Source organism: Frankia sp. RB5 (assembly GCF_059816245.1).
Genome location: NZ_JCBATA010000031.1, coordinates 1 through 23,118 on the forward strand (window position 1 = coordinate 1; position 23,118 = coordinate 23,118).

Annotated in this window: 23 protein-coding genes; 13 read left to right on the forward strand and 10 right to left on the reverse strand. The window is 71.5% G+C overall.

Features of this window, described 5'->3' with window-relative positions; genetic code table 11:
• Window positions 1-276: 276 nt before the first annotated feature.
• On the forward strand, window positions 277-861 hold the full coding sequence (locus tag AC6EXY_RS17545) for a TetR/AcrR family transcriptional regulator (RefSeq protein WP_165818505.1): 585 nt from the start codon (window positions 277-279) through the stop codon (window positions 859-861).
• Window positions 862-897: 36 nt separating this feature from the next.
• Here the strand turns inward: AC6EXY_RS17545 and AC6EXY_RS17550 are convergent, their stop codons facing one another.
• The 3 genes from AC6EXY_RS17550 to AC6EXY_RS17560 all read right to left on the reverse strand — a co-directional run bounded on the left by AC6EXY_RS17550 (window position 898) and on the right by AC6EXY_RS17560 (window position 4,333).
• Window positions 898-1,965, reverse strand: a complete 1,068-nt coding sequence (locus AC6EXY_RS17550; RefSeq protein WP_101833133.1) for an AMP-binding protein — start codon at window positions 1,963-1,965, stop codon at window positions 898-900.
• On the reverse strand, window positions 1,899-2,489 hold the full coding sequence (locus tag AC6EXY_RS17555; RefSeq protein WP_499817911.1) for an AMP-binding protein: 591 nt from the start codon (window positions 2,487-2,489) through the stop codon (window positions 1,899-1,901). Before AC6EXY_RS17555 ends, AC6EXY_RS17550 begins: the two co-directional genes overlap by 67 nt.
• Window positions 2,490-2,767: 278 nt before the next feature.
• Window positions 2,768-4,333, reverse strand: coding sequence for a DHA2 family efflux MFS transporter permease subunit (locus AC6EXY_RS17560; protein WP_101833135.1), 1,566 nt, complete (start codon window positions 4,331-4,333; stop codon window positions 2,768-2,770).
• Between the two features lie 168 nt (window positions 4,334-4,501).
• Here AC6EXY_RS17560 and AC6EXY_RS17565 point away from each other — a divergent pair, with 168 nt between their 5' ends.
• Both AC6EXY_RS17565 and AC6EXY_RS17570 read left to right on the forward strand, forming a co-directional pair.
• Window positions 4,502-5,098 (forward strand): MarR family winged helix-turn-helix transcriptional regulator, encoded by a 597-nt coding sequence (locus AC6EXY_RS17565; RefSeq protein ID WP_499817912.1) that lies wholly within the window; start codon window positions 4,502-4,504, stop codon window positions 5,096-5,098.
• A gap of 88 nt (window positions 5,099-5,186) precedes the next feature.
• Complete coding sequence (locus tag AC6EXY_RS17570) at window positions 5,187-6,338, forward strand: acyl-CoA dehydrogenase family protein (protein ID WP_499817913.1); 1,152 nt, start codon at window positions 5,187-5,189, stop codon at window positions 6,336-6,338.
• 55 nt (window positions 6,339-6,393) lie between these two features.
• Here AC6EXY_RS17570 and AC6EXY_RS17575 read toward each other — a convergent pair whose 3' ends face one another.
• Entirely contained in the window at window positions 6,394-8,148 is a 1,755-nt protein-coding gene (locus AC6EXY_RS17575; protein ID WP_499817914.1) for a DUF7800 domain-containing protein, read from the reverse strand.
• Window positions 8,149-8,272: 124 nt separating this feature from the next.
• On the opposite strand from AC6EXY_RS17575, the gene AC6EXY_RS17580 reads away from it, so the two are divergent.
• Window positions 8,273-8,911 carry a ferric reductase-like transmembrane domain-containing protein gene (locus AC6EXY_RS17580; RefSeq protein ID WP_101833642.1) on the forward strand — a complete coding sequence of 213 codons (639 nt, stop codon included), beginning with the start codon at window positions 8,273-8,275 and terminating at the stop codon, window positions 8,909-8,911.
• Between the two features lie 52 nt (window positions 8,912-8,963).
• Window positions 8,964-9,119, forward strand: coding sequence for a hypothetical protein (locus AC6EXY_RS17585; RefSeq protein ID WP_499817915.1), 156 nt, complete (start codon window positions 8,964-8,966; stop codon window positions 9,117-9,119).
• Window positions 9,120-9,227: 108 nt separating this feature from the next.
• Here the strand turns inward: AC6EXY_RS17585 and AC6EXY_RS17590 are convergent, their stop codons facing one another.
• Both AC6EXY_RS17590 and AC6EXY_RS17595 read right to left on the reverse strand, forming a co-directional pair.
• Window positions 9,228-9,410: a hypothetical protein gene (locus AC6EXY_RS17590; protein WP_101829930.1), complete on the reverse strand. Its 183-nt coding sequence runs from the start codon at window positions 9,408-9,410 to the stop codon at window positions 9,228-9,230.
• A 39-nt stretch (window positions 9,411-9,449) separates the two neighbouring features.
• Window positions 9,450-9,791, reverse strand: a complete 342-nt coding sequence (locus tag AC6EXY_RS17595) for a DUF4286 family protein (RefSeq protein ID WP_133150548.1) — start codon at window positions 9,789-9,791, stop codon at window positions 9,450-9,452.
• Between the two features lie 446 nt (window positions 9,792-10,237).
• Here AC6EXY_RS17595 and AC6EXY_RS17600 point away from each other — a divergent pair, with 446 nt between their 5' ends.
• The 6 genes from AC6EXY_RS17600 to AC6EXY_RS17625 are packed head-to-tail and all read left to right on the forward strand — an operon-like array spanning window position 10,238 to window position 15,626.
• Window positions 10,238-11,224, forward strand: a complete 987-nt coding sequence (locus AC6EXY_RS17600; protein ID WP_243407099.1) for a thiamine pyrophosphate-dependent dehydrogenase E1 component subunit alpha — start codon at window positions 10,238-10,240, stop codon at window positions 11,222-11,224.
• On the forward strand, window positions 11,221-12,231 hold the full coding sequence (locus tag AC6EXY_RS17605) for an alpha-ketoacid dehydrogenase subunit beta (RefSeq protein WP_101829928.1): 1,011 nt from the start codon (window positions 11,221-11,223) through the stop codon (window positions 12,229-12,231). The genes AC6EXY_RS17600 and AC6EXY_RS17605 overlap by 4 nt, the downstream gene beginning before the upstream one ends.
• A complete protein-coding gene (locus tag AC6EXY_RS17610) occupies window positions 12,228-12,479 on the forward strand; it encodes a lipoyl domain-containing protein (RefSeq protein WP_101829927.1) in 252 nt (83 codons plus the stop codon). The genes AC6EXY_RS17605 and AC6EXY_RS17610 overlap by 4 nt, the downstream gene beginning before the upstream one ends.
• Window positions 12,480-12,518: 39 nt before the next feature.
• Window positions 12,519-12,758 carry a hypothetical protein gene (locus AC6EXY_RS17615; RefSeq protein ID WP_101829926.1) on the forward strand — a complete coding sequence of 80 codons (240 nt, stop codon included), beginning with the start codon at window positions 12,519-12,521 and terminating at the stop codon, window positions 12,756-12,758.
• Complete coding sequence (locus AC6EXY_RS17620; RefSeq protein ID WP_101829925.1) at window positions 12,751-14,160, forward strand: aromatic ring-hydroxylating oxygenase subunit alpha; 1,410 nt, start codon at window positions 12,751-12,753, stop codon at window positions 14,158-14,160. The genes AC6EXY_RS17615 and AC6EXY_RS17620 overlap by 8 nt, the downstream gene beginning before the upstream one ends.
• Window positions 14,157-15,626 carry an FAD-dependent oxidoreductase gene (locus AC6EXY_RS17625; RefSeq protein ID WP_101829924.1) on the forward strand — a complete coding sequence of 490 codons (1,470 nt, stop codon included), beginning with the start codon at window positions 14,157-14,159 and terminating at the stop codon, window positions 15,624-15,626. Before AC6EXY_RS17620 ends, AC6EXY_RS17625 begins: the two co-directional genes overlap by 4 nt.
• 62 nt (window positions 15,627-15,688) lie before the next feature.
• Here the strand turns inward: AC6EXY_RS17625 and AC6EXY_RS17630 are convergent, their stop codons facing one another.
• On the reverse strand, window positions 15,689-16,318 hold the full coding sequence (locus tag AC6EXY_RS17630; RefSeq protein WP_101829923.1) for a TetR/AcrR family transcriptional regulator: 630 nt from the start codon (window positions 16,316-16,318) through the stop codon (window positions 15,689-15,691).
• Between the two features lie 139 nt (window positions 16,319-16,457).
• The gene (locus AC6EXY_RS17635; protein WP_243407098.1) at window positions 16,458-16,895 is read right to left on the reverse strand and encodes a MarR family winged helix-turn-helix transcriptional regulator; all 438 of its coding nucleotides are present in this window, start codon (window positions 16,893-16,895) and stop codon (window positions 16,458-16,460) included.
• Window positions 16,896-17,024: 129 nt separating this feature from the next.
• Here AC6EXY_RS17635 and AC6EXY_RS17640 point away from each other — a divergent pair, with 129 nt between their 5' ends.
• Window positions 17,025-18,593, forward strand: a complete 1,569-nt coding sequence (locus AC6EXY_RS17640) for an MFS transporter (protein ID WP_101829922.1) — start codon at window positions 17,025-17,027, stop codon at window positions 18,591-18,593.
• Between the two features lie 218 nt (window positions 18,594-18,811).
• On the opposite strand, the gene AC6EXY_RS17645 is transcribed toward AC6EXY_RS17640, so the two are convergent.
• Window positions 18,812-20,182, reverse strand: a complete 1,371-nt coding sequence (locus AC6EXY_RS17645) for an MFS transporter (protein ID WP_243407097.1) — start codon at window positions 20,180-20,182, stop codon at window positions 18,812-18,814.
• Between the two features lie 159 nt (window positions 20,183-20,341).
• Here AC6EXY_RS17645 and AC6EXY_RS17650 point away from each other — a divergent pair, with 159 nt between their 5' ends.
• Window positions 20,342-21,043, forward strand: coding sequence for a TetR/AcrR family transcriptional regulator (locus AC6EXY_RS17650; protein ID WP_279354581.1), 702 nt, complete (start codon window positions 20,342-20,344; stop codon window positions 21,041-21,043).
• 57 nt (window positions 21,044-21,100) lie between these two features.
• Here the strand turns inward: AC6EXY_RS17650 and AC6EXY_RS17655 are convergent, their stop codons facing one another.
• Window positions 21,101-23,116, reverse strand: coding sequence for a sensor histidine kinase (locus tag AC6EXY_RS17655; protein ID WP_101829921.1), 2,016 nt, complete (start codon window positions 23,114-23,116; stop codon window positions 21,101-21,103).
• Between the last annotated feature and the right edge of the window lie 2 nt (window positions 23,117-23,118).

Below are 23,118 nucleotides of genomic sequence, written 5' to 3' on the forward strand. Positions count from 1 at the left end.
GTCCTGAAAAACTGGCGCGTCTTCAGCCGCTTCCGCGGCTGCCCACGCCGGGTCGGCACATTCACCCAAGCCGTCTTCGTCCTGGAACAGGAAGGAATCTAAAAAAACCAACTTTGAAAATGCTCATCGATCTCGACCGCAAGCTATCATACGATAGCCTGACGAGCAACCAATGCACAGGAGACCGATGTGCAGGAAGGGGAATGGAGGACAGTGACCGACCGCCTCCCGCAATCTCCACCAGCGGCTCCGCCGTGCTCACCGACGGCCCAACGTGTGCTGACGGAAGCGGCCCGGCTGTTCGCCCAGCGTGGTTTCACGACCACCACCACGCGGGATATCGCGGCGGCCGTCGGCATCCGCCAGCCCAGCCTCTACAAGCACTTCGGGTCGAAGGAGGCGATTCTCGCCGCCCTGTTCGACCGCACCTCGATCCGGATGGCCGCGGTGGTCGACCAACTGGCCCCGCTGCCGCACGGCCCCGCGGTGCGGCTCTACCGCTGGCTGCACGAACTGGGCGACCTCATGTTGACCACGCCGTTCGTCGTCACCGCGCTGCTGCGCACCCGGGAGCTCGCCGACCCCGTCTTCGCCCCCCAGCAGAGGGAGGTGCTGGCGGGCCGGCGCTACTGCGCGGACCTGATCGCGGGTGCCGTCGCCGACGGTGTCTTCCGGGCCGTCGACCCCGCCCACACCAGCCGGCTCGTGTTCGGCGTGCTGGACGCGGCAGCGGTGGTGCGAAGCAGCCCGTCCATGGGCATCGACGAGGTGCTCGAGTTCACGTTCCGCGCCCTGCTCGCCGATACCGAGGCGCTGACCGCCATCCGCGCCGAGGCGCTCTCCATCACGCTCACGCACTAGCTTCAGGGGCTGAGCTGGGTCAGGGGCTGAGCTGGGTCAGGGGCTGGGTTCGTCGCGCAACGCGCGGCGCAGCAGCTTGCCGGTCGGCGAGTAGGGCAGGCTCTCGCGGAACTCGAGGCCGCGGGGCCGCTTGTAGCCGGCGAGAACCTGCTCCGCGAAGCCGCGGATCTCCTCGGCGAGCGCGGGCCCGGCCAACGCGCCGTCGGCGGGCACGACCACCGCGTGGACGCGCCACCCCCACTCCTCGTCGGGCACGCCGATGACGGCGACGTCGGCCACGCCGGGGTGGCGGCGCAGCGCGTCCTCGACCTCGGCCGGATACACGTTGACCCCACCGGAGAGGATCATGTCGGTGCGCCGGTCGACGAGGTACAACCAGCCCTCGGCGTCGAGGTAGGCCATGTCTCCGACCGAGTGGTACTCGCCGCGACGGCTCGCCGCCGTCGCCTCCGGGTCGCCCAGATAGGAGCTGCGCATGGTGGCCGAGAGGCGGATCCACAGCTGTCCGGTCTCCCCGGCCGGCAGCTCCTTGCCGTCCTCGTCGAGGATGAGCATGGCCGCTCCGTTGCCGTCGGCGCGCCCGACGCTGCCCGGGTGCGCCAGCCAGTCGGTCGGTGTGATCGACGTGCCGAACCCCTCTGAGGCCGCGTAGTACTCCCACAGCACCGGCCCGAACCACGCCATCATCCGGTGCTTGGTCGCCACCGGCGTCGCGGCGCCGGAGTGGCTGACCACCTGCAGGGAGCCGACGTCGTACCGGTCGCGCACCTCGTCGGGCAGCGTGAGCAGCCGGTGGAAGTGGATCGGCGCGAGCTGCGCGGTGCGCACCCGGTACCGCTCGACCAGGCGCAGGAACGTCTCGCTGTCCCACCGGCCGGCGAGCAGCACGCAATGTCCGTGATGTAAGCCCTGTAACGCCCAGGCGCCCGGAGCACCGTGGTAAAGCGGCCCGGCGATGAGCGAGACCGCGCCGGGGTCGTGGGTCATGCCCCGCAGCTCCATGAGCGGATCCGTCGACGCGACCCCCACCTCGGGATCTATCGCCGCCGACACCGGCCACACGACACCCTTGGGACGCCCGGTCGTGCCCGACGTGTACAGCATGACGTTGGCGTGCACTCGATCGGCCGGCTCGGTGTCCGGCTGCCCCACGACCAGCGCGTCGTACTCCCGTGCCCCGGCGGCGCCGGCGCGTCCACCGCGTCCACCGCGACCAGCCCGGCCGGGTCGCGCCCCAGCGAACGCCGGGCGGCCTCGGCCCGACCCAGCCGCTCGGCGTCGGCGAACAGCAGCCGGCTGTCGCTGTTCGCCAGAATGTAGGCGACCTCCTCGGGGGTGAGCTGGGTGTTGACCGGGACGAGCTGCACCCCGATCTGCCCCGCCGCGAGCGCGATCTCCAGGAACCGAGCCGAGTTACCCATCAGGACCGCGACCCGCTCCCCGGCGGCGAGCCCCGCCGCCCGCAGAGCGTGCGAAGCCCGATTCACCCGGCCAGCCATCTCACCGTAGGTGACGGTGCCCCCGCCCACCTCGATCACCGCCGGCTGCTCGGCGAGCACCTCCGCGTACCGGTAGAAGCTGGCCGGACGGCTCCCGCCACCCGCTAAGCCACCCGTTTCGCCCGACATCCGGTGCCTCCTCGTCTCGAACAGCGCCCACTCGTCGAACCCGAACGGCCGGTGCCATCACACCGTGTGCGACAGGCTCTCGACCATCGCCCGCTCCGGATCCAGCCTGGCCGCCCGGGTGATGACGAACGCCGTGTCGAGGTCGCTGGCGTAGGTCAGCACGCGCGCATGTTACGCAGACTTCCCGGCCAGGCAGGGGAACGGGACCTCCCGTATCGATCTACCGGGACGAAACGGACACTGAACCCACACACGAAGATCACAATTCGAGACGCGACCTAATCGACCGTGACCGGTTCGGGATGCGGGGACGCCGCCTGGACGTCCGCGGGGGTTGTCGCCGGAGTGTCCGACCCCGCGGCGGACGCGGGACGGCTGCGGCCGGGAAGGAAGACGCTCGCGACGAGGCCGACGGCGGTCAGGGCGACGACCCACCAGAACGTGACGCCGAACGCCTCGCCGACCTTGTCGGCGATCGGGCCGGAGAGCTTCGCGCCGGCCGACTCGGCGAGCGCGCCCGCGCCGCTCCCGCCCCCCACCCGGTGGGCGACGGCGTGTTGCAACTCGACGGCGACCAGCGCGGTGGCCAGCGACCCGCCGACCCGCTGCAGGATGTTCAGCGTGGTCGTCGCACGCGGGACGGCGGCGGGGGCGAGGGTCGCGTAGGCGGCGCTCATGGCGGGCATCATCGCGGCGCCGAAGCCGAGGCCGCGCACGAACAGCGCCAGCGCCAGCAGGGCCTCGTTGGTGTGGCCGTCGACCTGGGTGAACACCAGCGTGCCGAGCAGGGACAGCAGCATGCCGAGCGGGACGACCGCGCGGGGGCCACGACGGTCGGAGACCCGGCCGGCGATCGCCATCGCGATCATGGCGCCCAGGCCCTGCGGAGCCATCAGCAGGCCGGCGTCGCTGGCGCTCTGCCCACGGGCGATCTGGTAGTAGAGCGGCAGCAGGAACATCGCGCCGAACAGCATCGCGCCGATGATGAACGTCGCGACGCTCGCGACGCTGAACCCGCGGTTGCGGAACAGCCGCAGGTCGAGCAGGGCACCGTCGCGGCGCAGCGCGTGGACGACGAACCCGGCCAGCAGGACCAGGCCGATCGCGACGCTGATCTGCACCTTCAGCGAGCCGAAGCCGCCGCCGTTGCCCGCCTCGGACAGGCCGTAGACGAGCGCGGCCAGGCCCGGGGAGATCAGTGCCAGGCCGGGGACGTCGAGCCGGTGGCTCGCGGAGCCGCGGTCGGTGCGGGGCAGCACCCGCCAGGCGGCGATCAGGGCGATCACGCCGATCGGCACGTTCACGTAGAAGATCCAGCGCCAGCTCAGGTGGTCGACGATCAGGCCGCCGACGACGGGCCCGAGGACCGGCGCGATGAGCATGGGAACGCCGATGATGCTCATGACCCGGCCGATCCGCTGCGGGCCGGCGGCCTGGGCGAGCAGCGTCATGCAGATCGGCATGATCATGCCGCCGCCGAGGCCCTGCAGGATCCGGAAGGCGATCAGCGCCTCCGCGGACCAGGCCATGCCGCACAGCGCGCTGCCCACGACGAACAGTGTCAGCGAGATGGTCCACATCCGGGTGGCGCCGAACCGCTCGACCGCCCAGCCGGCCATCGGGATCACGACGGCGAGCGCCAGCAGGTAGCCGGTGGTGACCCAGGAGATGGTCGACAGCGACGTGTGGAACTCGTTGCCGAGCGCGTGGATGGCGATCGAGACGATGGTCGTGTCGAGGATCACCATGATCGCGCCGAGCATGACCGTGGCGGACAGGCGGATCAGCGCCGGGTCGAGCCTGGCGTCGGCGGCCGGCGCGGCCGCGTTCGACTGGTCGGACATGAGGATCTCCGTGGCGAGGAGGAAGGACGCCGGACGGATGTCAGCATCCGCCCATTCGTTGAGTTGTGTCAAATATACCGTGGCATCAATAATAGCAGTGCGCATGCTCTCGCGTAGGATCGGGGGGCGATCCCCCGGGCGGGATCGACGGGGAGGGAGGGTCGCGGGGTGATCATCCGGGACGCGGCCGTCGAGGCCATGGACGCCGGTGAGGCTGACAGCACCGGCGAGGCCGACAGCACCGGCGAGGCCGACGGCGCAGGTACCGCCGATGGCGCAGGTACCGCCGACGGCGCCGGGGAGACGGCGCGCGAGGCGTGGCGCGCCATGCTGGCGCTGGCCTTCGGCGGCGAGGCCCCCAGCCGGATGCACACCGTCTGCCAGGCGTTCGATCTCACCCCGGCCGCCCTGAAGATCCTGCTGGTGCTCTCGAGCGGCCCGCGCCCGATGCGCGAGCTCGTCGAGACCTTCCGCCATGACCCGAGCTACCTCACCAGCGTCGTCGACCTGCTCGAGCGCCGCGGCGTCGCCCGCCGCGAGCCGCATCCGACCGACCGACGGGCGAAGACGGTCGCGCTGACCGACGAGGGCCGGGTCGTGTTCGAACGTGCGTGCGACCTGCTGTTCGAACCGCCCGCCTCGCTGCGCCAGCTGACCCCGGACGAGCAGGCTCAGCTGCTGCGCCTGCTGCTGCGCGTCGTCGACGCCGAGCCCGGCATTCCCCCGGCGCTGCGCCCCCGGCCCGTTCCCGCGCCGCCCGGCTGAGATCCATCCGGCTGAGATCCACGGCGGCGCCGGTCGTCTCGGTGATGATGGTGGACGACAGCCACACCGTCCCCGGGAGACGAGCCCCATGCCCGACACGCGCCTGACCGACGAGCAGGAGGCCCTGCGCCGAACCGTCGCGGCGTTCGCCCGTGACGTCGTCGCGCCCGCCGCGGCCCGCCACGACGAGGAGCGGACCTTCCCCTACGAGATCGTCGCCGGGATGGGGAAGATGGGGCTGTTCGGCCTGCCCTTCCCGGTGGAGTACGGCGGGATGGGCGGGGATTTCTTCGCGTTGTGCCTGGCGATCGAGGAGCTCGCCCGGGTGGATTCGTCCGTCGCGATCACCCTGGAGGCCGGCTGCTCCCTCGGGGCGATGCCCGTCTACCGGTTCGGCACCGTGGAGCAGAAGCGGGAATGGCTGCCGCGGCTGTGTACCGGGGAGGCGCTCGGCGCGTTCGGGCTGACCGAGCCGGAGGCCGGCAGCGACGCCGGCGGCATCCGCACCACCGCGGTGCGCGACGGCGACGAGTGGGTGATCAACGGATCGAAGGCGTTCATCACGAACTCGGGCACCGACATCACCCGGCTGGTCACCGTCACCGCGGTGACCGGTACCACCGGCGATGGCGCGAAGGAGATCAGCACCTTCCTCGTCCCGGTCCCCCGCCCCGGGTTCACCGCGGAGCCGGCCTATTCGAAGGTCGGCTGGCATGCGAGCGACACCCATCCGTTGACGTTGCGGGATGTGCGGGTGCCCGCGGCCAACCTGCTCGGCGAGCGCGGGCGGGGCTACGCCAACTTCCTGTCGATCCTGGACGAGGGGCGGATCGCGATCGCGGCGCTGGCGGTGGGGCTCGCGCAGGCGTGCGTCGACGAGTCGGTCGCCTACGCCCGCGCCCGCCAGGCCTTCGGCCGGCCGATCGGCGCGAACCAGGGCATCGCGTTCAAGATCGCCGAGATGGAGGCGCGGACCCACGTCGCCCGTACCGCCTACTACGACGCCGCCGCCCGGATGGCCGCGGGGCTGCCGTTCAAGAAGGAGGCGGCGATCGCGAAGCTGTTCAGCAGCGAGGCCGCGGTCACCAACGCGCGTGAGGCGACGCAGATCCACGGCGGCTACGGATTCATGAACGAGTATCCCGTCGCCCGGCACTGGCGGGACAGCAAGATCCTCGAGATCGGCGAGGGAACGAGCGAGGTGCAGAAAATGCTCATCGCCCGCCACCTCGGCCTGTAGGAAGATCGGCCTGTAGGAAGATCGGCCTGGAGGGGCGAACCCGGCCAGGAGGAAGTCAGGAAAGGGCGGCGCGCAGGACCTCGTCGAGGCCGCCGGGGGTGCCGTCCGGCTCGGTCTTGTCCAGGCGCAGCGTGAGCGCACGGCCGTCGACGTCGAGGTAGGCGATCTGGCTCTCGAACCAGGGGCCGTCGCTCACCCGCCAGTCGATGGCCGGGTCCGGCGCGCCCGCGAGCTTCGCGAACGCCCGGATGCCGGCCGCCACGGGGCGGCGGCGGGCGAGTCGGTCGACCCGGCGGATGCCCGGGCCGAGCGGGTTGCGAAACGGCGAGCAGACCGCCTGCACCACCGGGCAGCGCGCCCCCGGCAGCTCCGCCCGGGCGACGTAGGCGTGGTGGACGTCGCCGGACAGCAGCACCACCGAGGCGGGTGCCGGGCCGCGCTCCCCCGAGGCCACCGCCCGCAGCAGCTCGGCCATGGCCGCGAACGACTCCCCGAACGCCGACCAGTGCTCGAGGTCGACCCGCTGGCGGACCTTCTCCGCCCCGCGGGCGAGGACGCGGCCCCGGCTCCCGGCGACGAGTGCCTCGCTGGCCGCCTCCACCCAGTGGATCCCCGGGGTGAGCAGGTAGGGCAGCGACGTGGCGAGCAGCAGATGGTCGACGTCGCCGCCCGTGCGGGTCTGCTCGGTGACCCAGTCCCACTCGGCGTCCGCCACCATCAGTCGCCGCCCGTCCGGGGAGACGACGCGGGCGCTGCGCGAGTCGATCACCACGAGCCGGGTTCGCCCGAGGTCCCAGCGGTAGCTCCAGCGGATGTCGTCATGCCGCTCGCCGTCGGCGCGCGCGTCGGCCCGCCGGGCGAACGCCCGCAGCGCACCGGCCGCCTCCGCGTCCACCACCCCGCGGCCGTCGGGGCCCGTCAGCGCGGCGAACACCGGGTCGGACGCGCGCTGCGCCGGGCCCAGGTTGCCCAGGTGCTGGTAGAGCCAGGCGGCCATGATGCCGCCGATGATCCGCTCGTCCCACCAGGGCTGCCCGCGGACCTCGGCGCGCCACGCCGCGGAGATGTTCCAGTCGTCGCGGACGTCGTGGTCGTCGAAGACCATGGCGGTCGGGACCGTCGACAGCAGCCAGCGGATCTCCGGCTGCGACCACGCCTCGCGGTAGAGCCGGGTGTACTCCTCGAAGTCGGCGATCTCCTCCCCCGGCGGGCGGGAGGTGTCCCGGCGCCGCCTGATCCAGGCGAGCGTGTCCGGCGAGACATGGTCGGCGTAGACCTGGTCACCGAGCAGCAGCAGGACGTCCGGGGTGCGCCGGCCACCCGACGCCGGCTCGCCGGACGGGACGGGCGCCGCGGGTACGGCGGGTGCGGCGGCCTGGGCGCGCAGGTCGAGGGCCAGCGCGTGCAGCGCGTCGGTGCCGAGGCCCGACGGGTTCTCGTCGGCGTTGAGCGTGTACGGCTTCTCCTGGGGAGCGGTCACCCGGCACGATCCGAACGCCAACGTCGTCGGGGCCGCGTCCGCCATGCCCGGCGCCGGGCGCAGCAGGCTCGGCGGCTCGCCGGGCAGCGGCCACGCCCGCTCACCGTCCAGGCGAACCTCGTAGGGCCGTGGCACACCGCCCCTCAGGCCATCCACCGTCACCACCGCATAGTGGTGACCACAGACAGTGAACGTGTGCGCGGACCCAACCGGGCCCTCGGCGTCGATCACGGCGACCTCGACCTGGGTCGGGCCGTCGGTCTCCACCCAGATCGTCACGCTCGTGGCGTCGACGTGCCGCTGCAGTGGCCCCAGTACCAGGTTCGCCATCGCCACTCCATTCCGTAGTCCGTCCCTCCCTCAGGCGTATCCGGCATGAGGGCGCTCCGACCGTTCTGCTAGCTTTTGTCCGGTCAGGTTGCGGCCCGGGGGGGAAGCCCGGAGGTGACCCTCTATGAACTTTGTCGGCCACGGCGGCGCGGTCGTCCCGTACCTGGTGGCACTCCCCGACCGCCGGCCCGGCGTCACCGGGGATCACACACTGATCCACATCGCCGGCATCACGGCCTACATCGCATTCTTCAGCATGGCCGCGACCGTCATCTGGGGGGCACTGCTCGCCAGCCGGCTGCTCGATGGCCACCTGCACCGGGCGACACTGTACGGCGGCCACGTGACGCTGGCCATCGTGGCGATCTCGTCCTCCTGTCTGCACGCCGTCCTGCACGTCTTCCGGCACGACACGTTCTTCGACATGGAGAAGGTCTGGATCCCCTGGATCGGCGGCGCCGACACCGTCGTCAGCATCGGGATCGTCGGCCTGGAAATCGTCATCGTGGTCGGCTTCTCCGTCTGGTTCCAGCGCCGGATCTCCTACCGTCGCTGGCTGCACCTGCACCGCTGGGCCTATCCGGGGTTCGCGCTCATCGCGCTGCATTCCGCGCTCGCGAGCAAGGAACAGCATTTCGGCTTCATCTGGGCGACGTTCGCGGTGATGATGCTGGCGGTCATCTACCTCACGGTCAACCGGCTGATCGCGCCGACCGTGGACTCGCCCCAGGACGCCGAGGCCTGGTTCGACTTCGCCGAGTGACCGACGGTCCCCACCAGCACCCGTCCGGACCCATCCCCTGGCAGGAGCCCCCGTGATCTCGCGCCAGTTCGTCGTTCTCATGTGCACGATCGTCGTCTTCATCGCCTGCGTGGTGGTCAACTGGGAGGGTCGGCGGATCGTCCCGGCCCCCGCCGCCGGCAAGGTCGCCCCCACCCCCGCCGCCACCTCCGTCGTCCGCGGCGGCTGACCCGCGTCCGCGCCGCGATCTCCGCAACGCGACGAACCCCGACCGCGTCGTCGCGGTCGGGGTGTCGCCTTTCGGCTGCGGTCAGCTGGCTCTCAGGTCAGCTGGCTCTCAGGTCAGCTGGCCTTCGCCTGAACGGGCATGACGCCCGGCCCGCATGTCATGGGCTAACATGATCACGTCGTCGGCGCGTTCGTCGGCGAACTGTGCTGTCTCCAGCGCCGCCCGGTACAGCTCCGGCCTGGGTGCGCCGAAACTCGGCCCCCGCACGTCGACGCGGATCGCTGTTTCCACTGTGGCCCTCTCCTGTCTGCCGGGTCGCCTGAAAACCGCTCAGCCGGCGAGCGGTTCGAACATCAGCGTGATCGGCGGGTTGGCGGTCATGTCGATGGCGTCCGACATGGTGAACCGACCGTCCTGCGAGCGCGCGAGCATGTCCGCGAGGAGCGCCGTGAAATCGGGGGCGTCGACCTCGTAGATCGCCATGTACCGATGACCGGCGACGGTCACGCCCGGGACCATCTGCGCCTCGGACATCGAGAAACGGACCGCGGAGAGAATGCCGGGCATGGCACAGACCTCGGCGAGGTGAATCTCGTTGTACCACTTGTTGTACTCGTCCTCGCGGTCGGGCGAGGACGGGCTCGAATACACGACCATCTTTGCCTGTGGCATGGCATCCTCCTGAATTCAGCCAACACGGATTGACGCCTCGCGTACCCGTCCGGGCACCAGCGGATTGCGCGGTCACCCGGAAGGCCGGGTGACCGCGAGAAGACCCTGCAGCCGGTGATCGGGCTCGCCCCGGACGGAGACTGTCAATCGCTTCGGCGGATCCCTGGACGATCGACCGAGCCGCCCGATGCGGATGATCGGCGGCGCCGGGGCTCGTCGGCGCGGGCCGGACGAACTGATCGCGGCGCCGCCGGCCAGGCCTCGGGGCCGGGCCGGCAGGCGCCGGGTCGGGGGTGCGTTCGCGCTCGTCACAGGGGGACCGCCCGCAGCGATCGGACCTCGCGGGAAGGGCGCTCGGCCGCTCCCGCCTTGACCTAGACAGTAAGTACATACTATATAAACTCTGTGACGCAGACTACAGCGCAGCCCGCCCGATAAGGATCGCCATGCCAGCAAGCACCAAGATCATATCTGCGGTCGACCTGTACCGCACCATGTACACGATCAAGGAGTGTGACGACCAGTTCTGGACGCTCATGCAGTCCGGGCAGGTCGTCCTCAACTACTACTCGCCGCGTGGCCAGGAGGCGGTCGCCACCGGCATCTGCGCCGCGCTCGACTCGACCGACTACCTGGTCACCACCTACCGCGGGCTCCACGACCACCTCGCCAAGGGCGTGCCGCTGTCCGACCTGTGGGCGGAGTTCCTCGGTCGCGCGACCGGCACGTGCAAGGGCAAGGGCGGCCCCATGCACATCACCCACCCGGACTCCGGGCTGATGGTCACGACGGGAGTGGTCGGCAGCGGCCTGCCGATCGCCAACGGATTCGCCCTGTGGTCCCAGATCAACGGCGACGGCCGGGTGACGGCCTGCTCCTTCGGTGACGGGGCCAGCAACATCGGCGCCTTCCACGAGGCCCTCAACCTCGCCTCCGTCTGGAAGCTTCCGGTGATCTTCGTGTGCCACAACAACCTCTACGCCGAGCACACCGCGCTCGCGGCGGGCACGGGTGTCACCCGGATCGCCGATCGCGCCGCGAGCTACGGCATGGTCGGCGTCCAGGTCGACGGCAACGACCCCCTCGCCGTGCGCGACGCGGCGGCGGAGGCCGTGGCACGTGCCCGCGCGGGTGAGGGGCCGACCCTCATCGAGGCGGTGACGTTCCGCTTCCGGGGCCACCAGTTCGGCGACCCCGGCGAGTACATCGACAAGGCCGAGATGGCGGCCGCCCGGGAGCGCGACCCGCTGCCCCGCCTGCGGGCCCGCCTGCTCGACGAGTTCGGCGCGTCGCCCGACGAGCTGACCGCGCTCGAGGACGAGGTACGCGCGGCGGTGACCCAGGCGGCGAAGGACGCGCTCGCCACCCCCGAACCGTCGGTCGAGGAGCTCTTCACCGACGTCTTCGCCACCACGGCCGGAGGAGCCGCATGACCACGACCGCGACCAGAACCACCAGGGCGAGCTTCCGCGACGGGGTGAACCGGGCCCTCGACGACGCGATGGCGAGCGACCGCCGGGTCATCGTGTTCGGTGAGGACGTCGCCGATCGCGAGGGCGGTGGCGTCCTGACCGTCACCAAGGGCCTTTCCGAGAAGTACGGCACGAGCCGGGTGCGCTCGACCCCGATCTCCGAGCAGGCGATCGTGGGGGCGGCCGTCGGCGCCGCCATCGCCGGCGCACGGCCGGTGGCCGAGATCATGCTGAACAACTTCCTGCGGGTCGCGGCCGACCAGCTGGCCAACCACGCGGCGAAGCTGCGCTACATGTCCGGCGGGCAGACGACGGTGCCGCTGACCGTGCGCACCATCTGCGGCGCGGCCGGTGGCTTCGGCGCCCAGCACTCCGACATCCTCGACAGCGAGTTCGCGCACGTGGCCGGCCTGAAGATCGTCGCGCCGGCGACGCCGTCCGACGCCTACGGTCTGCTGCGCTCGTGCATCGAGGACGAGGATCCCTGTCTGTTCCTCGAGCACCTCAAGCTCTACTTCGGCGGGCCGAAGGAGGTACTGGCGGACGTGCCCGAGCGGATCCCGCTCGGGTCCGCGCGGATCGCCCGCGCCGGCACCGACGTCACGGTCGTCACCTACTCGCAGACCGTGCACGACGCGCTCGCCGCGGCGAAGGCGGTGGCCGCCGACGGGATCGACGTCGAGGTGATCGACCTGCGCACCATCGCGCCGTGGGACGAGCAGACCGTGCTGGAGTCGGCGGCCCGCACCCGGCGCATCGTCGTCGCGCACGAGTCGGCCGTGCCGTTCGGCATCGGCGGCGAGATCTCCTCGCGTATCCACGAGGAGCTCTTCAGCCAGCTCGCCGGGCCCGTGCTGCGGGTCGGTTCCGCCCACACCCCGGTGCCGTTCGCGGCGGCACTCGAGTCGGCCTATCTCATCAACGCGTCCACCATCGAGACGGCGATCCGGAAGGCAACCAAGGCGTGAGCGAGAACGTCGAAGCGATCCGCATCCCGAAGACCGGCGTCAGCGTCACCGAGGGCGCGATCACCGAGTGGCTGGTGTCGGACGGCGACACGGTCGAGGCCGGCGCTCCGATCTACGTCCTGGGCACCGACAAGGTGGAGAACGAGATCGACGCACCGGTGGGCGGGCGGATCCGGGTGCTGGTGGAGGCCGACGCCGACGAGGCGCACCCGGTCGGCACCCTCATCGCCGAGATCATTCAGGGCTGATCTCCACTCCGTTCACCACATCGTGGGAAGGAAGACGCGATGGCGCACACCATCAGGCACCCGTTGACGCGCAACCGGGTCTACTCCGTCGAAAACGACGGCCGGGTCCGCGTCCAGGCCGACAACACCGACGAGACCGGCGATCGCTGGGGACACTTCGACAACTCCGGCCGCTGGCTGGGCGGCGAGCTCCTGCACGCCGACCCGCAGATGTGCCGCCACATGTTCGCACACTGGCAGTTGACTCAGGCAGACGTGAAGGGCGGAGCCGATGACTGAGCTCGACGACCTGGACGAGACCGCCGGATTACGATCCCGTGGTATCTCCTACCAGGCGGTTCTCGATACCGACACGCACGAGGTTCCCCCGGTCCTGCGCCTGCAGAGCGACAGGTACCTCGGTTCCCACGACGTCGCGGTCGATCGCTACATCAGCCGTGAGTACCACGAGCTGGAGAAGCAGCGCCTGTGGCCGGTCGTCTGGCAGCTGGCCTGCCGCGAGGAGGAGATCCCGAACCCCGGCGACACGTACGTCTACGACATCGTCGACACCTCGATCCTCGTCGTCCGCACCGAGGACGGCACGATCAGGGCGTACTACAACGTGTGCCTGCACCAGGGCAGGACGCTGCGGGACGAGGGTGGCAACGCCGCCGAGCTGCGCTGCCCGTACCACGGTTTCTGCTGGCACCTCGACGGCAGCCTCAAGCGGGTCCCCAGCCGCTGGGACTATCCGACGGTGCGGCGCGACAACTTCTCGCTCAAGGAAGTCCGCGCGGAGACCTGGGGCGGGTTCGTGTTCATCAACATGGACAACGAGGCCCAGTCGCTGGCGAGTTTTCTCGGCGACATCGACCAGCACTTCGAGCGGTACCCGCTCACGGACCGCTACATAGCGGTGCACACCGTCAAGTACCTGCGGGCCAACTGGAAGGTCGCGCAGGAGGCCTTCATGGAGGGCTACCACACGATCGCGACCCACCCCCAGATCCTCCCGGCAACGGGTGACGAGACCGGGCAGTACGACGCGTTCGAGAACTACTCCAGGGCGATCAACATGACCGGCGTCGCGAGCCCGAACCTGCGCTGGACGCCGACGGAGAGCGAGATGGCGGCGGTCTCGTTCAACTCCGGAAACCCCGTGGAGTCAACGGCGGACGGCCTGATGCCGGGAGGAACGACATTCCGGGTCTGGGGCGCGCAGATGGGGCGCGACGCGCTGCGCCCCGTGCTCGGCGATGCGGCCGACGAGCTGTGCGACTCCGAGCTGATGGACTCCTTCTTCTACACGGTGTTCCCGAACTTCCATCCCTGGGGCGCGTACAACCGGATCTGCTACCGGTTCCGGCCGTACGGCGACAACCACGAACAGTCGATCATGGAAACCTACATCCTCGAGCCGTTCACCGGCGAGCGCCCGCCGCCCGCGAAGCCGCACGTCATCGGTTTCGACCAGACGCACCTGGACGCGCCGGAGCTGGGCATCCTGGCTGAGATCTTCTACCAGGACGAACTCAACATCCCGAACGTCCAGAAGGGCCTGCACACCCTCGCGAAAGTCAAGCCGTCAGGTGTGACCTACGGCGTCTACCAGTACAACAAGATCCGGCACTTCCACAACCTCTACGAGGAGTACCTGGGAGTCGGCAAGGACGCGGCGGAGCAGGAGGAGGGCCGGTGACCGACATCGAGGTGGATGCCGACAGCGAGGTCGACGTGGACGTGGACGTCGTGGTGATCGGGTCCGGCTTCGCCGGGCTCTGCGCGGCGCTCGAGGCCGAGGCCGCGGGCGCGACGGTGCTCATCGCCGAGTCGCAGGACGTCCTCGGTGGGTCGAGCCGGCTCGCGCACGGCCTGATCATGGGCGCGGGCACCCGGTTCCAGGCCGCACAGGGCATCACGGACAGCGGCGATGACCTGTTCCGCCACTACATGACGCTGAACCAGTGGCAGGTCGATCCCGCGGTGGGCTGGCGGCTGTGCCAGGAGACCGGCCCGACGATCGAGTGGCTCAACGACCACGGGGTCGAGATCGTCGGTCTCTACCCGTCCGGTGACGAGGCCGTGCCGCGCGGGCACGCGACACTCGGCGGCCAGGCCGTCGTCGACGCCCTGGTCTCGGCGATCCGCAGGCGCCCGCGGATCGACATCGCGCTGCGCCGGCGGGTCGACCGCCTGCTCGTCGAGGACGGACAGGTGTGCGGAATCGCCGTCGGCGAGGACGAGATCCGGTCGCGAGCGACGATTCTCGCCTGCGGTGGGCTCGGCGCGAACACCGAGATGCTGAAGCTGTTCTGTCCCACCCCGCTCACCGCGGGGCGGGACTGGCTCTGGTATCTGGGCGCCCCGGGATCGCAGGGCGACGGAATCCGACTGACGATGCCGCTCGACGTCCAGCTCGCCGGCCGGGGCCGTTCGCAGCTGACGATGCGGCCGAACTTCGGCCGGTATCCCGACACCTATTTCCCCGGGTGGCTGGTCATCGTCAACGACCAGGGCCGACGCTTCTACAACGAGATGTCGCCGTACAGCATCACCCAGCCGATCGTGCTGGCCCAGGGCGGCCCGGTCTTCGGGGTGTTCGACAACGCGACCCGGCTCGCGGCGTCTCCGCACTCGACGAAGGCGACGAAGAAGGTCGCCCTCCCGGGGGAGACGGAGGAGGACTGGATCATCCCCAAGATCGACGCGATGGTGGACGCCGGTGTCGTTCACAGGTCGGACACGATCGAGGGGCTCGCCCGGAAGATCGGCGTGCCCGCCGCCAACCTCGAGGGGACCTTCGAGCGGTACAACGGGCACGTCGCCCGGGGCGAGGACACCGACTTCCAGAAGGTCGCGCAGCACATGCGGCCGGTCGCCACGCCGCCGTTCTACGCGACCGAACTGCGCCTCTACATGCTCGGTCTGACCTCGGTCGGTCCCCGCATCGACGCGCACGCGCGGGTGCTCGACCAGCGTTCGCGGGCCATCCCCGGGCTCTACGCGGCCGGCGAGGCCTCCGGAGGGGTCCTCGGGCCGGTCTACGCGGGTAGCGGCAACTCGATCGCCAACGCCACCACGTTCGGCCGGGTGGCGGGCCGCACGGCGGCCGCCGATCTGTGCGCCGAGGCCGAGGTCGCCGAGCCGGTGGGCGCCGCCTTGTAGGCCTGCCGAGCCTTGTAGGCCTGCCGACGCTCCGGCTGAGCCCTCCCCGGACCCGGGAGGGCTCAGCTGATCTTGTCGCGATGGGTGAGCGCCGCGATGATGTACACCGCCATCTGCTCGATGAACTCCGCCCGGTCCGGCCGGCCTTCCGCCGGATACAGCCAGTCGTCGAAAACCGCGGCGGACAGGATGAGACCGAACGACAGCCGCATCGCCCAGAACGCGTCGACCTCGACAAATCCGCGCTGTTCGATCGTCCGCCGCATGTTGGCGGTATCCAGGCTCAGCACCTCGTCGATCGGCGCCCCCATGTCGAAGTTCTCGTGCATGCTCGCCGAGTGCAGCGCCACGATCAGCTCACGCTGCTCGACCAGTGAGTCGTAGACGGTAGCGACGTAGATGCGGGCGGAATCGAGGTCGGACATCTGCTCGAAATCGACGCCTGACCAGCGATTCTCGAAGCCCTGCCAGGCCTCGAGCACGGGCTCGAGAACCGAGTCGCGGAACAGGCCCCGCTTACTCCCGAAATGCCGGAAGAGCAGCACCTCGGCCACACCGGCCTGCTCGGCTATATCCCGGGTGCTGGCCCCCTGGTATCCATTCTCGGCGAACACCTTCCGACCGGCCCCCAGCAACGCCGCGCGAATCTCAGATGTCGGCCGGCGCGGTCGGCGCAGGCTGCCGGACGTCATGAAAGCCTCCGAAGGATCGTAGAGATGTGATTATCTCCGGACCGCCCGGCCATGGCCACCGCAGGTGGCCACACTCACGTAATCCCCGACAATTGTGATGTTATTGGCGAGCCGGTCGGCGGCGGTGTGCGTCGCGGCGCTACGGCTCGGCGTGGCGGGGGGCCCCGTCGAGGGCCCGGCGGAGCAGGCGGGCGAGGGCGGCCCGCTCGTCCTGGTCGAGGCGGGCGAGGATCTCGTCCTCGATGGTTTCCTGACCCCGCTCGGCATGGTCGAGCGCCCTACGGCCGGCGTCGGTCATCCTCACAAGGTGGCGGCGGCGGTCCGCCGGGTCGCGGTGGCGCTCGGCGAGACCGGCGGCCTCGAGCTCGTTGAGCAGCAGGACGCAGTAGTTGGCGTCGACACACAGGCCTTCGCTCAGCGCCTTCTGCGTGGTGCCTGCGTGGTCGCGCAGATAGGCGAGAGCCGCCATCTCCTTCAGGCTGATTCCGAGCAGCTCCGGTGTCGAGGCCCGGTACATCAGCCGGGACAGCCGGGCGAGCAGCACGATCGGCCCTGCGGTGGAGATGGTGTTCGACACCGATCTATAGTAGCGCCGTCGATACCATCACCGATCCGGGATGATTACCTGGACGTGACCGTCCAGAGTCTGGCACCAATTGTCCCGGGTCAAGGCCGAAGGGAAGCCCCACGATGCCCACCACGGCCGATGCCTGAGCCCGCGTTGGCGACCCTGCCCACCACGGCGGGCGGCCCCGACCGCCGCCGGTGGATCGCGCTGGTCGTCGTGTGCCTGGCCATGCTCATGAACGCGCTCGACTCGTCGATCGTGAACGTGGCACTCCCAGCCATCCAGGACGACCTGCACTTCAGCCAGTCGAACCTCACCTGGGTGGTCGACGCCTACCTGATCACCTTCGGCAGTTTCCTCCTGCTCGCCGGGCGCCTGGGCGACCTGGTCGGCCGCAAGAAGGTGTTCCTCACCGGCGTCGCCCTGTTCACCGCGGCCTCGGCGCTGTGCGCGGCCGCGCCCGACCAGGGCACCCTGATCGCCGCCCGGTTCCTCCAGGGGCTCGGCGGGGCCGTGTCCTCGTCCGTCATCATCGCGATCATCATCACCGAGTTCCCGCACCCGGCCGAGCGGGCCCGGGCGATGAGCGCCTACATGCTTGTCGCCATCGGCGGCGGATCGCTGGGACTCCTGCTCGGCGGGGTGCTCACGGAGGGCGTCAGCTGGCACTGGATCTTCCTGATCAACGTGCCGATCGGCGTGGCGACGTTCGCCCTCGGGGTCGTCCTGATCGAGGAGCGCCCCGGGCTCGGCGTGGGCGAGGGCGTCGACATCGCCGGCTCCCTGCTGGTCACGGCCGCGCTGGTGATCGCCACCTACGGGATCGTCACGGCCGCGACCCACGGCTGGGCCTCCGCCCACACCCTCGGATACCTGGCCGCCGGGATCGTGCTGCTCGTCGCGTTCCTCGTCGTCCAGGCCCGGCGCAGCAATCCGATCATGCCCCTGCGGGTGCTGCGGATCCGCAGCCTCATCGGCTCCAGCGCCGTGCGCGGCTGCCTGTTCATCGGCATGAACGCGCTGTTCTTCTTCGGCGTGCTCTACCTCGAACAGGTCCGCGGCTACGGCCCACTGCGCACCGGCCTGGCCTTCCTGCCGATGACGGTCGTGTTCGGGGCGCTGTCGCTGGGCATCATCAGCCGGCTGCTCATCCGCTTCGGCCCCATGAAGGTGCTGCTTCCAGGCCTGATCGCCCTGCTCGCCGGCCTGTTGCTGCTCCTGCGGCTCGACGAGCACACGAGCTACGCCACCACCATGCTGCCGCCGCTGCTGATCATCGCGTTCGGGATGGGCGCCGCGGCGGTCCCGCTGCTCTCCCTCGCCATGGCCGACGTTCCCCGTGCCGACGCCGGCCTCGCCTCCGGAATCGTCAACGTGTCCATGTGGCTCACCTCGTCCATCGGCCTCGCGGTGCTCTCCAGCCTCGCCGCCAGCCGCACGAAGCACCTCGCGGCCAGCGGGCATTCCGCGGCGGCCGCGCAGGTCGGCGGGTATCACCTGGCGTTCCTCATCGGCGCTGGCTGCGCCGCGCTCGCCCTGATCGTCGCCCTCGCCGTACTGCGCGGCCCCGCCCGCGCCGCGCTCGCCGCCTCCCGGTCCGCGGCGGCGAACGCGACGGCAACACCGGCGGCAGCGGCGGCGAGACCGGCGGCGACGGCGGAGTCCACGGCCGGTGCCGCGACTCCCGCCGTCGTCCAGGACGCCTGAGCGGCTCGCCGTTCGCCCAGGCGGACCGGGCGGCCAGACCCGATCCCCGGGCCGGCCGCCTGGCGCGGCGTCCGGCGTCCGGCGCTACGCTTTGCCCACCCAACGTGGTGCGGGCCTTCGACTATCGCGAGACGGGCGGGCTGTGCCTCGTCGGATCCATCGGTAACGCGGATTCTTGACGATCGGGTGATCATCCACGTTCCGATCGGGGCACGACGTCAACGCTGCCCGCGGGCCGCCGTGCGGGACGACAGCGGCCGACCCCACGTGCCGCGCTGATCCAGCGCTGGCCGCCGGCGGGAGCGGGCGAGGCCCAGGGCCGCGGCACCGGCGAAGACGATCAGGGCCAGGACGTAGCCGATGGCGACGTGGCGCAGCTCGTGGCCCTGGCTGACGAGCAGACCGGCGAGGACGGCCGGGACGCCCAGGCCGACGTAGGAGACGACGAAGACAGCGGACAGCAGGCCGGGCCGCTCGCGGGGCGCGGCGAGGTCGGTGACGGTGCGGATGGCGCCCTGCAGGCCGGCGCCGAAGCCGACGCCCGCGAGCGCCGTCGCTGCCAGGAACCCACCCGCACTGTCCGCGGCGATCGCGGCGGCCACTCCGGCGGCCCCGCCGACGAGCGCGGCGATGCCGACCGCCATCAGCCGCCCGGCGCCGTACGCACGCAGCGCGACGGTGGCGACGGCGGCCACCCCGGCGAGCAGGAACAGACCGAGGCCGCCGAGGGCCGCTGACCGGCTGTGCGCGAGCTCGCGGATCAGCGCCGGTCCGAGGGAGCCGTAGAAGCCGGCCAGCGACCACACGGCGAGCAGCACGGGAGTGACCGCCAGGAACGCCGAGCGGGCGGCCCCGGGCACGGCGATGCGCGGCCGCAACGACGCGACCAGCCCGGACGGTGCACGCCGTCGCGCCTCGGGCAGCCGTGCGACGCCGAGCGCCTGCGCCGCGAAGACCGCGAGCAGCACCAGGTAGACGAGGTGCGTCGGCCAGGGCAGGTAGCTGACGAACAGGCCGGCGACCAACGCGCCCAGGCCGGTTCCCACGCCGGGCGCGGCCGCGTTGAGGATCGTCCCCCGCTCGCGATGAAGGTCGATCATGGTGGCGCCGAGCGCACCGAGAGCGGCGCCGGCGGCGAGGCCCTGGATCACCCGCCCGGCGAACAGCACCGCGAACGAGCCGGCGGTCGCGAACAGGACGACGGCGAGGGCCTGGGCGGCCAGCGCGGCGAGCAGCACGGGCCGGCGACCGAGGTGGGTGGCGAGGTCCCCCAGGACGAGCAGGCTGAGCAGCACCGCGCCGGCGTAGATCGCGAAGGCGGTGGTGGTGGTGAGCGCGCTGCCGTGCCAGACGGCGTCGTAGTGCTGGTAGAGCGGCGTCGGTGCCGCCGAGGCGGCGAGGAACGACACCACGATCGAGGCGACCAGCGCGAGACGCCTCGTGCCGCCGGCCGCGGCCCGGCGACTGGGCGGCGGTTCGGGCTTGACGACGGGTACGGCGGCGGTGACGCCGGGGACGTCGGCGGTGACGGCGATCTCGGCGGGGTGCCGTCGGCGCGGAACGGTGATGGTGGGCGTCGAGGTGGTCACGGGGCCCCTCCCTTCCGTAGGCAGACAAGTCTGTCTACCATCCGAGAGACAGACCTGTCTACTCGACGCCGCCCCAGGGGACCGTAGGGTAGACAGCGCGGTCTACCAGACGCGGGAGGGGCATCGGCCATGCCAGCGGTCACCAGGAACGACTCCGCCATGAACGCGTCGGCCAGCATCGACACGTCGGCCGGCATGAACGCGTCGGCCGGCGGGGACGGCACAGCCGGGCGAGGTGTCCGGCCCACTGCTCGCGAGCGGCTGCTCGACACGGCGAGCCGGCTGTTCTACGCCGAGGGCGTGCACACCGTCGGCATCGACCGCATCATCGACGAGGCCGGCGTCGCCAAGGCGTCGCTGTACAAGACGTTCGGCAGCAAGGACGCGCTCATCCAGGCGTACCTGTCGGCCCGGCACGAGGCCATCGCGCGCCGCATCAGCGACGCCGTCGCGCAGGTGGACGACCCGCGAGAGAAGATCCTCGCGGTCTTCGCGTCCCAGGCCGCTCGATTCGCCGAGCCCGGCTACCGCGGCTGCCCCTTCATCGCCGCCAGCGCCGAGGCGTCCCCCGGCGGCACGATCGACGACGCGGCCTCGGCCTACCGCTCCTGGCTGCGCGGCCTGTTCGTCGACCTCGCCACCGCCGCCGGCGCCCCCGACCCGCAGGCCCTGGCCCGCGGCCTGCAGCTCCTCTACGACGGCGCCAACCTGTCCGTCCGTATGGACGGTGACCCCGCCATCGCCGCCGACGCCCGCGCCGCCGTCGCCATCCTGCTCGCCGCGGCCCTCGGCGACGCACCGGATCAGGCGGGCGAGGCTGTCGGACGGCCGGACGACGTGCGGACCAGGACTCCGGGGTAGGCGTCGTCGACGGGCTGGCAGTCGGTCGGCCACGAGGAGTCCACCCGGGACGAGGAACTACGCCTGTTCTGCGACGAGGTCATGCCCCTCGTCCGCTCCTGACCCCTTCTCCGCTCCTGTCCTCTGGTCCGCCCCAGGCTCCTCGTCCTCGCCCGGGCGGGAGCCGAGGGGCAGGGCGGCCTGGACCTGGCCGCCGTCGGCGCTCGGCGTCGCGGCGAGCGTGCCGCCGAGCTGCTCGGCCCGTTCGCGCATCGACTGGATGCCGACGCCCGGTGTCCAGGGATGGCTCGTGGTGCCGGCGTCCCGCACGATGATGCGCAGCGTGGACGCGCCGACCTGCAGGGTGAGCCGGACCTCCGCGGAGCCGGAGTGGCGGGCGGCATTGGCGATCGCTTCGACGGCGATGCGGTAGGCGGCGACCTCGACCGCGGCGGACAGCGCAGGCAGGGCGGCGGGCGCGTCGATGGTGGCCGTGACCCGACGCCCGTCGGGCGTGGCCAGCCGCCCGGCCCGCTGGCGGATCGCGGCGACCAGACCGAGCTCGTCGAGGGCGGGCGGGCGCAGGTCGTAGGCGATCCGGCGGACCTCGGAGATCGCCCCGGCCGCGTCGGCGCGCAGCTGCGCCAGGAGGTCCCGCGCGCGCTCGGATGCCGTCCGCTGCGGTCCGTCGGACGGGAGGAGGTTGCGGGCGGCGTCCGCACTGTAGGCGATCCCGGTCAGCACGGGGCCGAGTCCGTCGTGCAGGTCGCGGCGCAGCCGGCGGCGTTCCTCCTCGAGGGCGCCGACGAGTTGCCCGCGCGAGATCTGGAGCGCCTCGGCCAGGTGCTCCGCACGCAGCGCCTGGGCCAGCGGCGTCGCGACCAGGCGCAGGACGGTGCTTGTGGCCGGAGGCAGGACCGCCACCTGGGGCGGCAGGCCGACGACGAGTTCGCCGACGCGATCCTCCCGCGCGACCAGCGGGACGGCGACGGTGGTCGCGCTGGGCGTGCCCGCCACGGCGACCCGTTCGCCCTGGGAGCGCAGCTCCAGGAACGGCAGGGCCAGGCTGGCGCGCAGCACCGGCAGCCACTCTCCCGGCCCGCCGCGCCGATCCAGCCGTTCCCCGAGCCCGCGCAGCGCCACGACGGCATCCGCCTGTCCGCCGAACAGGACGTCGTCGAGGACCGCGCCGGCCCGCCGGCGCAGCGGCGGGAATCCGACGGCGACCACCACGCACACCACCGTGGCGGCGGCCCGGTCCGGCGGTTGGTCTGTGGCGATCTCCAGCGCGGCCAGCAGGCCACCGGCCACGGCCACGGCGACCTCGATCGACACCGTCCACTCCGTCGTGCACCGGATCAGCCAGCGGATGTCCACCCGGTCGGAGCCGGCACGGGCCAGGGCCACGCAGACGGGCGGGATCGCGAGCCCCAGCGCCAGCAGGGCGGTCGCCACCGACGGGCTGCGGAACACCGCCGCCGCGGCCTGCCCCACGTGGAAGGCCAGGACGGCCGCCGCCGCGCAGCCCCAGGCCAACCAGAGCAGCGCCCGACGGTCCTCGCCCGGCGCCCGGGCGAAGCGCGCGCAGCCGCCGACCAGCAGCGCACATCCGGCCGCGACCGCCGCGGCGTGGGCGAGCGCCGGGTGCGGCTGGGTGGCCGCGCTCAGTCCGCCGGCGAGGACGGCCACGACCGCACTCGCCGTCGGCAGTGGTCCCGACACCTGGCCGGTCGGGAACAGCGCCACCGCGGCCGGCGCGCACACGCCGACGGCGACCAGGTAGAACGGTCCGCCGAGGTACCCGGCCACGCCGAGCCCGGCCTGATCCAGCAGAAACGCCGCGACGCTCGCCGCCATCATCATGGCTGTTGCCGCCAGCAGCAGGCCAACGCGGTCGCGGCGACCCCGCGTCGCCAGCACCGCACCGGCCGATCCGGCGCAGGCCAGCCCGACGGGCAGGTCGAGGACGACCCAGCGGGGCGTGGACGCTGCGGCGAGCGCGATCGTCCCGGCGACGACGGCGACGACCGTGCCTGCCCCGGCCCACCGGCGGATCGGCTGCCCCGGCCGTGGGTGTGGACCCGTCGAGCGCACGG

Excerpts from the sequence above, each read along its gene's own strand:
- AC6EXY_RS17550 (WP_101833133.1), bottom strand. The coding sequence starts at position 1,965 with ATGCTGTACACGTCGGGCACGACCGGGCGTCCCAAGGGTGTCGTGTGG.
- AC6EXY_RS17555 (WP_499817911.1), bottom strand. The coding sequence starts at position 2,489 with ATGTCGGGCGAAACGGGTGGCTTAGCGGGTGGCGGGAGCCGTCCGGCC.
- AC6EXY_RS17560 (WP_101833135.1), bottom strand. The coding sequence starts at position 4,333 with ATGTCCGACCAGTCGAACGCGGCCGCGCCGGCCGCCGACGCCAGGCTC.
- AC6EXY_RS17570 (WP_499817913.1), top strand. The coding sequence starts at position 5,187 with ATGCCCGACACGCGCCTGACCGACGAGCAGGAGGCCCTGCGCCGAACC.
- AC6EXY_RS17575 (WP_499817914.1), bottom strand. The coding sequence starts at position 8,148 with ATGGCGAACCTGGTACTGGGGCCACTGCAGCGGCACGTCGACGCCACG.
- AC6EXY_RS17580 (WP_101833642.1), top strand. The coding sequence starts at position 8,273 with ATGAACTTTGTCGGCCACGGCGGCGCGGTCGTCCCGTACCTGGTGGCA.
- AC6EXY_RS17595 (WP_133150548.1), bottom strand. The coding sequence starts at position 9,791 with ATGCCACAGGCAAAGATGGTCGTGTATTCGAGCCCGTCCTCGCCCGAC.
- AC6EXY_RS17600 (WP_243407099.1), top strand. The coding sequence starts at position 10,238 with ATGCCAGCAAGCACCAAGATCATATCTGCGGTCGACCTGTACCGCACC.
- AC6EXY_RS17605 (WP_101829928.1), top strand. The coding sequence starts at position 11,221 with ATGACCACGACCGCGACCAGAACCACCAGGGCGAGCTTCCGCGACGGG.
- AC6EXY_RS17615 (WP_101829926.1), top strand. The coding sequence starts at position 12,519 with ATGGCGCACACCATCAGGCACCCGTTGACGCGCAACCGGGTCTACTCC.
- AC6EXY_RS17620 (WP_101829925.1), top strand. The coding sequence starts at position 12,751 with ATGACTGAGCTCGACGACCTGGACGAGACCGCCGGATTACGATCCCGT.
- AC6EXY_RS17630 (WP_101829923.1), bottom strand. The coding sequence starts at position 16,318 with ATGACGTCCGGCAGCCTGCGCCGACCGCGCCGGCCGACATCTGAGATT.
- AC6EXY_RS17640 (WP_101829922.1), top strand. The coding sequence starts at position 17,025 with ATGCCTGAGCCCGCGTTGGCGACCCTGCCCACCACGGCGGGCGGCCCC.
- AC6EXY_RS17650 (WP_279354581.1), top strand. The coding sequence starts at position 20,342 with ATGAACGCGTCGGCCAGCATCGACACGTCGGCCGGCATGAACGCGTCG.